Raw genomic sequence first — 13,787 nt, 5'->3', positions numbered from 1 at the left:
TAACTATCGACAAAATATTTGATAAAGGTCTAAGCTGTATAAGTAAGACTAAATAAGCAGCAATTGTTAGAATGAGATTGTAAAGGAAAGCTAATGAGTGAAAACAGAAAATCGGGTGGGCGTGATGACAGTGGTAAACTTCTCTACTGCTCTTTCTGTGGTAAAAGTCAGCATGAAGTACGTAAACTGATCGCTGGGCCGTCAGTTTTTATTTGTGATGAGTGTGTTGAGTTATGTAACGATATCATCCGTGAAGAAATTCAGGATATTACACCTGATACCGATTCAAGCAAACTACCGACTCCTAGAGAAATCAATGATATATTAGACCAATATGTCATTGGTCAATCTGCTGCTAAGCGGGTGCTTTCAGTTGCTGTTTACAACCATTACAAGCGATTAAAAACTGATAGTAGCGTAAGTACTGATGATGTTGAGTTAAGTAAAAGTAATATTTTACTTGTTGGTCCAACTGGAAGTGGTAAGACGCTTTTGGCTGAAACGCTGGCAAGATTACTTGATGTTCCTTTTACGATTGCAGATGCAACAACCCTTACTGAAGCCGGGTATGTTGGTGAAGATGTTGAAAACATCATTCAAAAGTTACTGCAAAAGTGTGACTACGATGTCGATAAAGCACAGCACGGTATCGTTTATATTGACGAAATAGATAAAATATCTCGTAAAGCTGATAACCCTTCGATTACTCGAGATGTATCGGGTGAAGGAGTGCAGCAGGCACTATTAAAGCTTATCGAAGGAACTGTTGCTTCTGTGCCGCCTCAAGGTGGACGAAAACATCCACAGCAGGAATTTTTACAAGTTGACACCAGTAGTATTCTATTTATCTGTGGTGGTGCATTTGCCGGTATGGATAAAATCATTCGTGATCGTTCGGAGCGTTCAGGTATTGGATTCTCGGCAGAAGTCAGAAGTAAAGATGAGACCAAAAATATCGGTGAAATTTTTAAAGATATAGAGCCTGATGATTTAGTTAAGTATGGTCTGATTCCCGAATTTGTTGGTCGTTTACCTGTTGTTGCAACGCTTGAAGAGCTAGATGAAGATTCGCTGATAGAAATTTTATCTAAACCAAAGAATGCGCTTACAAAACAATATGGAAAATTGTTTGAGATGGAAGGCGTTACGCTTGAGTTTAGAGAGGATGCACTGAGAGCTGTCGCACAAAAAGCGATGGAACGCAAAACTGGTGCTCGCGGTTTACGCTCAATCCTAGAAAAGGTATTACTAGATACAATGTATGATTTACCTTCAATGGAAGGTGTTACTAAAATCGCAATTGACGCTGCAGTTGTTGATGGTGAGTCGGAACCATTGCTTATCTATGAGAGCCAAGAGAAAAAAGCAGCAACAAAAAATAATTAATTTAAATAAAAAACTGACGGATTGTCAGTTTTTTATTGCCTTAACAATTGATTTACTCATTTCAAGACCCTATATAGTGCTTAATCAACTCAACCAAACACCAGTATATTTCTGGTTTTTTGGATAAGTTAGTCGTGAGTTTCACAGCAAATAAGTGATTGACTTAAAGTCAATTTGCTGTACTTAAATCATTGCAGAAGTGAAAGGCTGCACTTCATTAATAGTTAAGAGATTAATTTATGTCCACATTGACAAGTCAAGACTTTATCCCTGTGTTACCTTTGCGTGATGTTGTTGTATTTCCGCATATGGTTATTCCCTTGTTTGTCGGTAGAGAAAAGTCAATTAACGCACTTGAGTATGCATCGGATAACGGAAATTCCGTTTTGTTGGTTGCTCAAAAAGATGCAAATAATGATGATCCTGAATTTACTGATATATTTCAACATGGTTGTGTGGCGAATATTTTGCAAATGCTGAGATTGCCTGATGGTAATCTCAAAGTATTAGTTGAAGGTGTTGGTCGCGCAGAAATAACCGAGTTATTTCCAGCAGAAGGTTTTCTGGCGGCGAACTATGAATCAATCGAATCAACGCAGCCGCCTGAAGCAGAGAAAGGTGCATTAACCCGTTCTGTTAAGGCGATGTTTGAAAACTACATCAAATTAAATAAAAAGATTCCTCCTGAAGTATTAAATACAGTGTCAGCTATTGAAGATTCTGAAAAGTTGTCAGATATTGTTGCTGCTCACATGATTTTAAAAATTGAAGAAAAACAGAAAGCACTTGAAATTGTTAATGTTGCTGAACGGCTCGAATATTTAATGGGGATGATGGAGTCAGAGATTGATTTACTCCACGTTGAGAAAAAGATTCGTGGTCGGGTTAAGCAACAAATGGACAAAAGCCAACGAGATTATTATTTGAATGAACAAATAAAAGCTATTCAAAAAGAGTTGGGTGATGATGATGGTGTATCTGACATTGAAGAGTTGCAGACTAAAATTAAATCCGCTGGCATGCCCAAAGAAGCGAAAGAGAAAGCTGAATCAGAAATAAAAAAGTTAAAAATGATGTCGCCCATGTCTGCCGAAGCGACGGTTGTTCGTGGTTATATCGACTGGATGCTGAGTATTCCTTGGAAAAAACGCTCAAAACTTATTGGTGATATTGAAAAAGCCCATGAAGTATTGGAAACTGACCACTATGGACTGGAAGAAGTTAAAGAACGTATATTAGAATTTCTTGCTGTTCAAACAAGAGTTAAAAAACTAAAAGGGTCGGTGCTTTGTTTGGTTGGTCCTCCCGGTGTCGGAAAAACATCGCTAGGTGAATCAATTGCTAAGGCCACGGGACGTGAATTTGTTCGCATGTCACTAGGTGGTGTTCGTGATGAAGCAGAAATTCGAGGTCATCGACGTACTTACATTGGCTCAATGCCAGGAAAAATTATTCAAAAACTGAGTAAATGCAAAGTAAAAAATCCACTGTTTTTACTTGATGAAATCGACAAGATGGCAATGGATATGCGAGGTGATCCCGCTTCAGCTTTGCTTGAAGTTCTCGATCCTGAACAAAATTCAAGCTTTAATGATCATTATCTTGAAGTGGATTACGATTTATCTGAAGTGATGTTTGTATGTACGGCTAACTCACTTAACATTCCAGGACCCTTGCTCGATCGAATGGAAGTAATTCATTTATCGGGTTATACCGAAGATGAAAAATTAAATATTGCTTCGCGTTATTTGTTACCAAAACAGAAAAGAGTAAACGGTCTCGAGGAAGAAGACATAAAAATTTCTGAGTCATCTTTAGTGAGCATTATTCGCTACTATACGCGCGAAGCAGGCGTGCGAAGTTTGGAGCGTGAAGTTTCAAAAATTTGCAGAAAAGTTGTGAAACAATTAATGATGGATAAATCAAAAACTCAAATTAAAGTAAATGCTAAAAATCTGAGTAAGTATCTTGGTGTCGAAAAATTCGACTTTGGCCGCGCAGGGGAGAACGATCAGGTTGGCCAAGTAACGGGTCTTGCCTGGACGCAGGTGGGTGGTGATTTATTAACCATTGAGTCTGCTGTAACCAGTGGAACTGGCAAAGCAACATCAACAGGCCAGCTGGGTAACGTTATGCAGGAATCGGTTAAAGCTGCAATCACCGTTGTTCGAAGTCGTGCCGATTCGCTTGGAATTGATGATGATTTTTATCAGGTTAAAGATATTCATGTGCATGTGCCCGAAGGCGCTACTCCTAAAGATGGTCCGAGCGCTGGCAGTGCGATTTGTACCGCTTTAGTTTCGTCTCTTACAGGAATTGCTGTGCGAAGAGATGTGGCAATGACGGGAGAGATTACTTTACGTGGAGAAGTTTTGCCTATTGGTGGTTTAAAAGAAAAACTTTTAGCTGCTCATCGTGGGGGGATTAAACGGGTATTAATACCCAGTAAAAATATGCGCGATCTAGATGAGATTCCGCAAAATATAATTGGTGATCTTGAAATTATTCCGGTCAGATGGATCGATGAGGTTTTGGCTCAATCATTAGTTAGTATGCCAACGCCATCAACAGGTGCACAAAAAACAGCTGCAAAGCCTAAAAAATCTATGACTAGTGGTAAATCTCGAAAAAGTGCGGTAAAACCTCATTAGAGTTTTGAGTGTTATGCCATAATTTATTATGTACAGTTATTAATAGCGATTAATAATTTATCGCTATATGATGATGGTATTTTGAACAAGACCCTATGTTTTTAGGGGAATGGGCGTATTTGTTGCTTGACAGGTAATTTGCTCCATTGGTATAAAGTTACCCGCGAGGGGCATACAAAAGAGTTTTCTTAACCCTATGCCCTCAAATTTAATTGATAAGAATTAAAGGGGAATTACGTGAATAAATCTGAACTTGTAGATGCGATCGCATCGGGTGCCGATATTTCTAAAGCTTCTGCTGGACGTGCGTTAGACGCTATGATTGATTCAATCACAGAGACTCTGCGCAAAGGTGAGCAGGTTGCACTTGTTGGTTTTGGCACTTTTTCTGTAAAAGATCGTGCTGCTCGAACTGGTCGTAACCCTCAAACCGGTAAGACTATTGAAATCCCTGCTGCTAGAGTACCAGGATTTAAAGCTGGTAAAGGACTCAAAGACGCGGTAAACTAGTCCTCCATTTTTAGATGGGCGCTTAGCTCAGTTGGGAGAGCATCGCCCTTACAAGGCGAGGGTCGCTGGTTCGAGCCCAGCAGTGCCCACCAGTATTCAGATGTAATATAGACAATATTAATTATCTAATGCGGTACTGAAAAGAATTGGAGCGGTAGTTCAGCTGGTTAGAATACCGGCCTGTCACGCCGGGGGTCGCGGGTTCGAGTCCCGTCCGCTCCGCCAAATAAAGCGCGCCTTGAGCGCGTTTTTTATTGAAAAGGTTTAGCTTTTTTAAAAAGAGAATATTTTTTAAAAGCCAAGTAATCACAATAATTTAAATTAACAAATACATTACATACATTGAGCATAACGCTATGTTAGAGAGTATTCGAGAAGGGGTGCAAAAACCCTGGGTAAAAATTGTTATCTTTGCTATCGTCATTTCATTCGTATTTGCGGGATATTTCACATCTTCATTCTTTTTAGGTGATCCAAACGCTGTTGCTGTAGTTAATGGCGAAAGCATCTCTAGACTAGACTTTCAGCGAATATATGCCAACGTAAAGGCCCAACAAGCAGATTATTATAAAGCCAATGTGAAAACTGAAGAAGATGAGCGAAAGTTCCAAGAAAATGTTCTTGAACGTTTGATTACCTACAAAGTGAGAGAGCAGGCAACTCGAGAGTTGGGAATGCGCCTTTCTGATGATGCACTGAGAAATGTGATCCAATCAGATCCTAATTATCAGTTAGATGGAAAATATTCATCAACTTTAGTTGAACAAACGTTAATTCGTTCACAAATTAGTAAAGAAGAATTTAAAAATGATTATGAAACCCGAGAAGTAGCGCAGCAATTGTTAACTGGGGTTTTAGACAGCGAATTTGTTTTGCCTAGTGAAGTAGCTGCCGATTATCAATTTATGGCCCAAAAGCGCAGTGGTAAAGCACTACAAGTCAATAGTGCACCATTTAAGCAACAAATTGAATTAACTGATGATGATATTAATCAGTATTATCAAGATAACCAGGAAACATTCCGTCAAGAAGAAAAGATTTCTGTCGAATATATTGAATTAAATTCGGCTGACTTAGCTTCTCAAGTAGAACTAAGTGAAGAAGCTATTCAAGAATTCTACGATAATAATCTGGATCGTTATAAATCAGATGAGCAAAGACAAATTTCACATATTCTGATTACAACTGATGAACGAAGTGATGCGGAAGCGTTAGAAAAAATCCAGTCATTGAAAAAGCGTATCGATAGTGGTGAAACATTTGAAGATATTGCGAAAACTGAGTCAGATGATGAGCCAACAAGAGAAACTGGTGGTGATTTAGGTGTTTTGATTGCTGGAAGTTTAGATGCGGCGCTTGAAAAAGCAGCGACTGAACTGGCCGCAGTTGGTGATGTTTCTGAGCCCATTAAAAGCGAATTTGGTTATCATTTAATTAAATTAAGTGACTTGACTCCAGGTAGCGCACTGCCGCTAGAACAGGTAAAAGATGAGTTGATGGCTGAGCTTAAAAAGACAAAAGCGGAAGAAGTTTACTACAATAAGCTTGACACCTTAACTAATAAAGTCTTTGAAATATCTGACTCACTTAATGAGGCGTCTATTGCTGTTGGTCTTGAGGTAAAAAACAGCCCATTGTTTGGCCGGTCAAGTCGAGAAGGGATTTTTGCTAATCAAGAAGTTCAAGATGCTGCATTTAGTGTGAGTGTTAAAGACTCATTACTTAATTCTGAGCCAATTCAAATCAGTGATAGCCATGTCATTGTACTACGCCGTAAAGATTATCAGCCAAGTAAGATTCAGCCACTCGAAGAAGTGAAAGCAAGAGTAACCAATACGTTGAAACAAGAAAAAGCTAAAAAGGCTGCTGAAGAATTAGCAAGTAGTATCATTGCCAAGCTTGAAGCAAATGAATCAATCGATGCACTGCTTGCAGAGAAAAAGTTATCTTGGACAGAGCTGAAAGCTTTAGAAAGAAATAATGCGAGCTTGTCATTTTTATCTAATCAGCATTTTTTCAAAATGCCAAAACCTGAAGAAGGCAAAGTTACCGTTGATTTGGTAGAGGACTTCCAAGGCTATACTATTTTAATGTTGAATAGTATAGAAGAAGGGGATTGGGAAAAAGCAGATGAAACTACTAAGAAACAGCGTGGACTTTATTTAAGTAGCTATTTTTCAAGTGCTGATTTCACTGCATTTATTGAAGATTTTCGAGCTAACTCAGAGATTAGTAAAAATCTTAATAATTTAATTCAGTAAGACTGAGTAGAAGATAAAATTAAGAAGAAGCGGCTTTCTAGCCGCTTTTTTATTTAGCAATTAAACTTATTTTACTTTGAAACAGGCAATTTTATAGCCATCTGACTTTGTTTCCAGTTTTGGTGAGTGTGTTTTGCAATAGCTATCACAAAAATCACAGCGCTGCGCAAAACCACAACCAGACTCACTTACAATATTCTTCTGTCGTGTATTGGGCGAAGTTAAATTTTTAAATCGCTTATTATACATAGGTGTGCTGGCAAAAAGTGTTTGCGTATATGGATGTTGCGGTTGATCAAATATTTGAGCTACGGTTCCTTGCTCAACAACTTCGCCACGGTACATGACCATCACATCGTCTGCTACATGTTCTACAACATTTAAATCATGAGAAATGAAAAGATAGGAAATACCCATTTCTTCTTGTAGTTCTTGCAGCAAATTTAAGATCTGAGCTTGTATTGAAACATCAAGTGCAGAGAGCGGTTCATCAGCGATAATGACTTGGGGTTCTAAAATAATGGCTCTGGCAATAGCAATTCTTTGTCTTTGGCCCCCAGAAAACATATGTGGGTAACGATGTCGATGTTCTGATAGCAAACCTACTCGACTTAAGGTTTCAGCAACTTTTTCTTTACGCTGTTTATCGGTTAAACGCGTATTGATTCGTAATACTTCTTCAAGCATCTTTCCAATACGAGCCTGTGGATTCAATGACTCATAGGGATTTTGAAAAATCATACGAATATTTTTGAAACGTTCTCTACGCATCTTTTTATCATTATATTGCATGACCTGGTTGTTAAAATAAACTTCACCAGCGGTTGGTTTTTCTATTCCAATAACTTGCCTCGCCAGTGTTGATTTACCTGAACCAGACTCACCAACAATAGCCAGAGTTTTACCTTTTTCTAAATCAAAGCTAATATCTTTAATTGCATCTAATTGATTCTTTTGGGCAAACTGGTAACTTTTTATCTGGTAGCTTTTGCAAAGATGGCGTGCTGAAAGTAAGCTCATTTGGGTTAAGCCTCTTGCTGCGAGTTTTCATCATTAGGAGATTCCACCAAGTGGCACCTGACTTTACCATAATTTCGAATTATTTTAAGTGGTGGTTTTTTCACACACTGTCGTTCTGCTTTTGGGCAACGCGGCCCCAGGCGGCAACCAACAGGCAAAGAATCAAAAGCAGGAATTTGTCCATTTAGTGCAAATAGGCGACTGCCTTTAATATGACGATCACCCAGTTGTGGAATACTGTCGAGTAATGCTTTGGTATAGGGGTGCTTAGGAGAGGTTAAAATATTTTCAGTTGCAGCATGTTCCATTAACTGACCAGAGTAAACTACTGCGATTCTATCTGTATTTTCTGATAATAGTGCAAAATCATGGGTGATTAAAATAAGTCCAACATCATCTGCATGACTTAAATTGAGCAATAGGTCAATGATTTGTGATTGAATTGTTACATCGAGTGCTGTTGTTGGCTCATCTGCAATCAGCAATCGAGGCTTACAGGCAAGTGCCATTGCAATTGCGACCCGTTGATTCATGCCGCCTGACAATTGATGAGGATACATTTTTAAAATAATTTCTGGTTGATAGATTCCTACTGAATCAAGTAGCTCAATTGCTTTATTTTTACGTAACCTTTTACTGCCGCCTTGATGAAAAGATAGCGTTTCATCAAGTTGAGCGCCAATTGAAAAGCAAGGATTCAAGCTGGCTTGCGGTTCTTGAAAGATGATGGCTGCTTTCGAAGCGACATAGGCTGCTCGCTCCATTTCGCTCATTTTCATCAAGTCTTCGCCATCGAGGTTGATGTAATCCGCACGCATTTCCATTTTTGGTGATAGCAATCCCATAATTGCCAAGGCCAGCATACTCTTTCCTGAACCTGACTCTCCAACTACACCTAGAATTTCACCAAGGTTCATTTTTATAGATAGCCGTTCAATAATTGGAAAATATTCTTCCCCGTTGTGGTAGCTAACGGTAAGGTTTTCGATTCTTAATAAGTACATAAACTAATCCAATCGGCCTGCATTTTGTCTGACTGGTCTTTTTGAGCATTCATTTAGTTATCTAGATCCATTGCGTCACGTAATCCATCGCCCACTAAATTGATAGATAGCAATGTAAAAAATATTGCTAATCCAGGTAATGCTACTGTCCAAGGAGCAATCGTAATATAGACATGTGATTCTGACAAAATAGTGCCCCACTCGGGATTAGGTGCTTGAGCACCTAATCCAAGAAAACCAAGTGCTGCAATTTCTAGTATAGCGGTTGAAAACGCCAGCGTTAACTGAACGATTAAAGTCGGCAAAATATTTGGAAATATCGCATGGGTAAATAAACGAAATTTGGAAACACCGTCAAGCTTTATCGCGGTAATGTATTCTTTACCCAATTCATTTTTTATTGCGTTACGTGTGACTAAAACAAAATGAGGGATTAAAACAATTGCAACGGCATAGATTGCGTTGGGTAAGCCTGGGCCTAATACGGAGACGATAACGATGGCAAGTAACAGACTGGGCAGTGCCAAAATCAAATCCATTAATCTAAGCAAAGGTTGCTCAATCCAGCGGCTTGATAATGCAGTAATACTGCCAATTAACATTCCTGTTGCTGCCGCAATGACAACAACAGTAAGTGCCAGTTTTAATGATAGTCTTGCGCCATGTACCAGTCGAGAGAATAAATCTCTACCCAAATCATCAGTCCCCAGCAAATAGCGGCTCGTTCCGTTTTCATACCACGCTGGAGGAACGGTAAAGTCGTCAAACTGTGCGGCGGGATCGTATGGCGCTAACCAAGGTGCAAACAGTGCTATAAAAACGACAATTAACAAAACGACTAAAGCGCTGCTTGCCAGTCGATTGGCTAAAAAATTCTTTTTCCAACGGTCAAAAGTACTCGGGATACGAGTCTGTTGATAAAACTGAGGCTGGTTGTTCATCGATCTAACCTCAATTTGGGATTTAATAGATAAATGGAAATCTCTACCAGAATATTAATTACAATCACCAATGAGGCAATGCTCAATAGCCCGCCGTGAATAATCATCAGGTCACGGCGATATACCGCTTCGAGCAACCATTTACCAATTCCTGGCCATGAGAAAATGGTTTCGGTAATTAAAGTCCCTGTAATCAACACACTGGTCTGTAATCCAATAATTGTGACTATTGGAATCATTGCATTGCGTAACGCGTGCAACCAGATAATCCGCGAGTAGGGGAGCCCTTTAGCTTTAGCTGAGCGTATATAATCACTGGATAAGGCGTCAATCATTGCTGAACGGGTGATCCTCGCAAAAATTGCGATTGGTATTGTTGCCAAAACAATCGTAGGTAAAATCAGATGATGGATGGCATTGACAAAAGCTTCATAGGCATACGGCTGCTTTGATAGTAATGTGTCTATTAACATAAAACCGGTAACCGGCAAAATATCGTATTCAAAGCCAATACGACTGGCTACGGGCATGATATCTAGTGTGAGTGAAAAGAGTAATACGAGTAACATTCCCCACCAAAAGATGGGCATGGAGTAACCAACTAATGTTGATGAAATAACTAGTTTATCCTGCCATTTATTCTTATTTTCAGCAGCAAAAACACCAAGTGGAATACCAAGGACTAGCGCCATCAGTAAAGCAACAATAACTAGTTCTAAAGTTGCTGGAAATAGTTGTAAAAACTCGTTGAGAACGCTGTTGCCAGTTGTCAGTGAGGTACCCCAGTTACCTTGTAAAATATGACCAATATAAAAAATATATTTTTCAAATAAATGATAGTCTGACATATCAATAGCAGAAGAATGTAGAATAGTATCTGCAGGAAAAAACTGTGTTAACCCAAAAGTAAATAATGTCAGCGTAAACAAACTCATCAGTAAAATTAAAAATTGGCGAAAAATAACGGAAAACATTATTCAGCTCCGCTTTTCGCTGTGTTTAAAAATACACGATTAAAATAAACACCACCTGACGGAATAATTTTAAAGTTTTTAACTCGAGGGCTGATGATGACATGTTGAGTAGCATGTGCGATTGGTACCCAAGGGGACTCTGCAATAAATATTTTTTGTGCTTCTTCATAGAGGTTTTTGCGCGTTTTAGTTCGTCTTTTCGAGCGAGCAATCTGAACAATATCGCTAAACTCCTGATCACACCAGAAGGATCCGTTAGTACCTGAAATTGCACCAAAGCAGCTTAATAATGGGGTGAAAAAATTGTCTGGATCACCATTGTCACTATTCCAACCCATCAGTGCAGCCTGATGTTCTCCTTTAATCGTCTTGGCTAGAAAAGTACCGTATTCAAATGTTGTAATTTCAACATCAATATTTATTTTTTTGAGATCTTGTTGTATGAGCTCTGCCATTTTTTTTGCATTCGGGTTATAGGCACGTTGCGCCGACATCGTCCAAATATTCATCTTAAATCCGTTTTCATAACCCGCATCCTTGAGTAGGTTTCGAGCGTTTTGTAAATTATACTCATGTTCAATAATAGTGTCATCGTATGCCCACAATGTTGGCGGAATTGCAGTACGTGCTGGTGTTGCCGTATTTTGATAAACGGCTTTAACGATGGCCTGTTTATTCACTGCGTAATTTAATGCTTGACGAACCAGGCGATTATCAAAGGGGGGCTTTTGTGTATTTAATGCTAAAAAGGCAACGTTTAAACCTGGCTGACTTAAAACACGTAAATCGTGTTGCTGATTGGCAACACTAACATGTATTGGTAGTGGGTTTGCCATTACATCACATTCGCCAGCAATTAATCGTGCGAACCTGAGTGATGGATTGGGGGTAATAGCAAAAACCAAGTGTTTTAATGGTTGCTCTCCTTCCCAATAATTAGCGTGGGCAATATAGCGAATAAAAGCATCGGGTTGGTATCTGACCAGCTTAAAGGGGCCTGTTCCAACAGGTTTTGTATCAATGAATTCTGGATGATTCGCTGACTGTAATTGAGAGGCATATTCGGCAGATAATATTGAAGCAAAATCCATTGCTAATGTCGCTAAAAAAGGGCTTTCTGCTCGGTTGAGTTTGAACTTAACTTGATAGGGACCAACTTTCTCAATTTGTGCAATTAATTGTTTTAAACCGAGTGTTTTAAAAAAATCAAAATTTAGTTTTGAAACAGTGTGATAAGGATGATTTGAATCCCATTGTCGTTTAAAAGTAAAAATAACATCGTCAGCATTAAAGTTTCGTGTTGGAGTGAAATTGTCAGTTGTATGAAACTGAACATTTTTGCGCAAATGAAAAATGTATTCTTTTCCGTCGGCGGACACTTCCCAATCTGTTGCCAGCGCAGGTATTAAATCTGTTGTACCGGGTTTAAATTCGATTAAGCGGTTGTACAAGGTTCGTGATGATGCATCAAATGTAGTTCCAGAAATTGATAGTTGAGGATTAAAAGTGACTGGACTGCCTTCGGAGCAATAAACTAGCACATCTTGGCGAACTTTGTTGCCGTCAATATTGTAGCAACCGCTCAGTAATAACACTAACCAGATAATGGTTAAAACCAACAATGAATTTTTTAGATTAGATAACGCTGTCATCACTTAGAGTCGAGTAGTTGATATTTTTTTAAGTAGCCGCGTAACTGATGGTAAGTTAAGCCAAGTAACTCTGCACATTTTTTCTGGTTAAATTGTGCCTGCTTAAGTGCATCTTGAATGATAGATACTTCTTTATCAGCCATATATTGTTTTAAGTCTAGTGGAAAATCAAAATGATCATTTTTAATCAGCGTGGTTTGTTGATTTGATTCGATGCTTAAATCTTTGTGTGAGTCTGAGTCAGACTCTGGTTGATTTGATGAGGTTAGGGCGTTGTGTTTACTCGAGTTGTTATTATCAGCGTTGCTTTCTGCAAAATTATGTCGGTTGTAATTTGGGGTATCCTTCGCATAATGATGCAGTCCATCAAATTGGTTAGCTTGATATCCAGCTATGGGTTTACCTTCGCCCGAAAGTTGATAAGGTGATGCAAAGGGATCAAACTGTATTTGATCGATGGGGTGATCAGGTAGAGATTTATAAATGTTTCTTTCAACAACATTTTTTAATTCTCTGACATTTCCTGGCCAATCATAAGTTAATAGAGCTTGTTCTGCATTTTTAGTAAAGCCGGCAAAATAATCTCGCTCTAACTCTCTGGTCATAGCTAGACCGAAGTGCTGGGCAAGAATTAAAATATCGGAAACTCTGGCTCTTAAAGGTGGGATCGTTATAACGTCGAATGCTAATCTATCAAGCAGGTCTGCACGAAATTTTCCTTGCTGGGCCAGTTGCGGCAAATTTTCATTGGTTGCAGCGACAATTCTAACATCAACTTTAATTGTTTTATTACCACCAACACGCTCCATTTCACCGTATTCAATGACACGTAGTAGTTTTTCTTGAACAGACAGTGAACTATTGCCTAACTCATCTAAAAACAAAGTGCCTTTATTGGCAATTTCAAAACGGCCGAGATGTCTTTTATTGGCCCCTGTAAATGAACCTGATTCATGGCCAAATAATTCAGTTTCGAGTAGATTCTCATTAATTGCAGCACAATTTAGCTTTATAAATGGTTGATCCCAGCGGGATGACAGATAGTGTAGTCGAGATGCAATGAGTTCTTTACCTGTTCCTCGTTCACCGACAATTAGTACTGGTTTATCAATGGGAGCCAGTAATGAAACCTGTTCAATGACTTCTAAAAAGCTAACAGCTTCACCAATAAGATTGTCTTGGTTTCGATTCATAAGCAGACTTGAGTGGTTTCGATAGATGGTTTACTTATTTTGTGTGATTTTATCGTATCTTGCTCAGAAGTAATATTCTTATCTTTAGTCATTTTGACTAAATTCTGGGGCAATTTTTCACTAAATATATTGGTTAATAAACAGATGAGAAATTATATTCTTATATTTCAGTAAGTTAGGAGGTTTTAATAAGTT

General features: G+C 38.7%; 10 protein-coding genes and 2 tRNA genes. 6 read left to right on the top strand and 6 right to left on the bottom strand.

Annotation, left to right across the window (positions count from 1 at the left end; genetic code table 11):
* Positions 1 to 93: 93 nt before the first annotated feature.
* From clpX to ABVT42_RS08325, 6 genes are all read left to right on the top strand, one after another.
* Entirely contained in the window at positions 94 to 1,386 is a 1,293-nt protein-coding gene (gene clpX, locus ABVT42_RS08350; protein WP_353874293.1) for an ATP-dependent Clp protease ATP-binding subunit ClpX, read from the top strand.
* Between the two features lie 239 nt (positions 1,387 to 1,625).
* Positions 1,626 to 4,037: an endopeptidase La gene (lon, locus tag ABVT42_RS08345; protein ID WP_353874292.1), complete on the top strand. Its 2,412-nt coding sequence runs from the start codon at positions 1,626 to 1,628 to the stop codon at positions 4,035 to 4,037.
* 237 nt (positions 4,038 to 4,274) lie between these two features.
* Positions 4,275 to 4,547: a nucleoid-associated protein HU-beta gene (gene hupB, locus ABVT42_RS08340; protein ID WP_353874290.1), complete on the top strand. Its 273-nt coding sequence runs from the start codon at positions 4,275 to 4,277 to the stop codon at positions 4,545 to 4,547.
* Between the two features lie 16 nt (positions 4,548 to 4,563).
* Positions 4,564 to 4,639, top strand: a tRNA-Val gene (locus ABVT42_RS08335).
* 56 nt (positions 4,640 to 4,695) lie between these two features.
* A tRNA-Asp gene (locus ABVT42_RS08330) sits at positions 4,696 to 4,772 on the top strand.
* A 131-nt stretch (positions 4,773 to 4,903) separates the two neighbouring features.
* Positions 4,904 to 6,808 (top strand): SurA N-terminal domain-containing protein, encoded by a 1,905-nt coding sequence (locus tag ABVT42_RS08325; protein ID WP_353874289.1) that lies wholly within the window; start codon positions 4,904 to 4,906, stop codon positions 6,806 to 6,808.
* 66 nt (positions 6,809 to 6,874) lie between these two features.
* Here the strand turns inward: ABVT42_RS08325 and ABVT42_RS08320 are convergent, their stop codons facing one another.
* The 6 genes from ABVT42_RS08320 to pspF are packed head-to-tail and all read right to left on the bottom strand — an operon-like array spanning position 6,875 to position 13,592.
* Positions 6,875 to 7,828, bottom strand: coding sequence for an ABC transporter ATP-binding protein (locus tag ABVT42_RS08320; protein WP_353874288.1), 954 nt, complete (start codon positions 7,826 to 7,828; stop codon positions 6,875 to 6,877).
* Between the two features lie 5 nt (positions 7,829 to 7,833).
* Positions 7,834 to 8,832, bottom strand: coding sequence for an ABC transporter ATP-binding protein (locus ABVT42_RS08315; protein WP_353874286.1), 999 nt, complete (start codon positions 8,830 to 8,832; stop codon positions 7,834 to 7,836).
* 53 nt (positions 8,833 to 8,885) lie between these two features.
* Positions 8,886 to 9,773, bottom strand: a complete 888-nt coding sequence (locus ABVT42_RS08310) for an ABC transporter permease subunit (RefSeq protein ID WP_353874284.1) — start codon at positions 9,771 to 9,773, stop codon at positions 8,886 to 8,888.
* The gene (locus ABVT42_RS08305; RefSeq protein ID WP_353874282.1) at positions 9,770 to 10,747 is read right to left on the bottom strand and encodes an ABC transporter permease subunit; all 978 of its coding nucleotides are present in this window, start codon (positions 10,745 to 10,747) and stop codon (positions 9,770 to 9,772) included. The genes ABVT42_RS08310 and ABVT42_RS08305 overlap by 4 nt, the downstream gene beginning before the upstream one ends.
* Positions 10,747 to 12,399: an ABC transporter substrate-binding protein gene (locus tag ABVT42_RS08300; protein ID WP_353874281.1), complete on the bottom strand. Its 1,653-nt coding sequence runs from the start codon at positions 12,397 to 12,399 to the stop codon at positions 10,747 to 10,749. The genes ABVT42_RS08305 and ABVT42_RS08300 overlap by 1 nt, the downstream gene beginning before the upstream one ends.
* The gene (gene pspF, locus ABVT42_RS08295; RefSeq protein WP_353874279.1) at positions 12,399 to 13,592 is read right to left on the bottom strand and encodes a phage shock protein operon transcriptional activator; all 1,194 of its coding nucleotides are present in this window, start codon (positions 13,590 to 13,592) and stop codon (positions 12,399 to 12,401) included. The genes ABVT42_RS08300 and pspF overlap by 1 nt, the downstream gene beginning before the upstream one ends.
* Positions 13,593 to 13,787: the final 195 nt, after the last annotated feature.

The organism is Aliikangiella maris, assembly GCF_040719265.1.
Taxonomy (GTDB): domain Bacteria; phylum Pseudomonadota; class Gammaproteobacteria; order Enterobacterales; family Kangiellaceae; genus Aliikangiella; species Aliikangiella maris.
Note: the sequence above shows the minus strand (reverse complement) of the source record. Positions and strands in the feature narration are given on the sequence as shown.

What these genes read in the sequence shown, in the direction of transcription:
- clpX (WP_353874293.1), top strand. Translation starts at nt 94, where the DNA reads ATGAGTGAAAACAGAAAATCGGGTGGGCGTGATGACAGTGGTAAACTT.
- lon (WP_353874292.1), top strand. Translation starts at nt 1,626, where the DNA reads ATGTCCACATTGACAAGTCAAGACTTTATCCCTGTGTTACCTTTGCGT.
- ABVT42_RS08325 (WP_353874289.1), top strand. Translation starts at nt 4,904, where the DNA reads ATGTTAGAGAGTATTCGAGAAGGGGTGCAAAAACCCTGGGTAAAAATT.
- ABVT42_RS08320 (WP_353874288.1), bottom strand. Translation starts at nt 7,828, where the DNA reads ATGAGCTTACTTTCAGCACGCCATCTTTGCAAAAGCTACCAGATAAAA.
- ABVT42_RS08315 (WP_353874286.1), bottom strand. Translation starts at nt 8,832, where the DNA reads ATGTACTTATTAAGAATCGAAAACCTTACCGTTAGCTACCACAACGGG.
- ABVT42_RS08310 (WP_353874284.1), bottom strand. Translation starts at nt 9,773, where the DNA reads ATGAACAACCAGCCTCAGTTTTATCAACAGACTCGTATCCCGAGTACT.
- ABVT42_RS08305 (WP_353874282.1), bottom strand. Translation starts at nt 10,747, where the DNA reads ATGTTTTCCGTTATTTTTCGCCAATTTTTAATTTTACTGATGAGTTTG.
- ABVT42_RS08300 (WP_353874281.1), bottom strand. Translation starts at nt 12,399, where the DNA reads ATGACAGCGTTATCTAATCTAAAAAATTCATTGTTGGTTTTAACCATT.
- pspF (WP_353874279.1), bottom strand. Translation starts at nt 13,592, where the DNA reads ATGAATCGAAACCAAGACAATCTTATTGGTGAAGCTGTTAGCTTTTTA.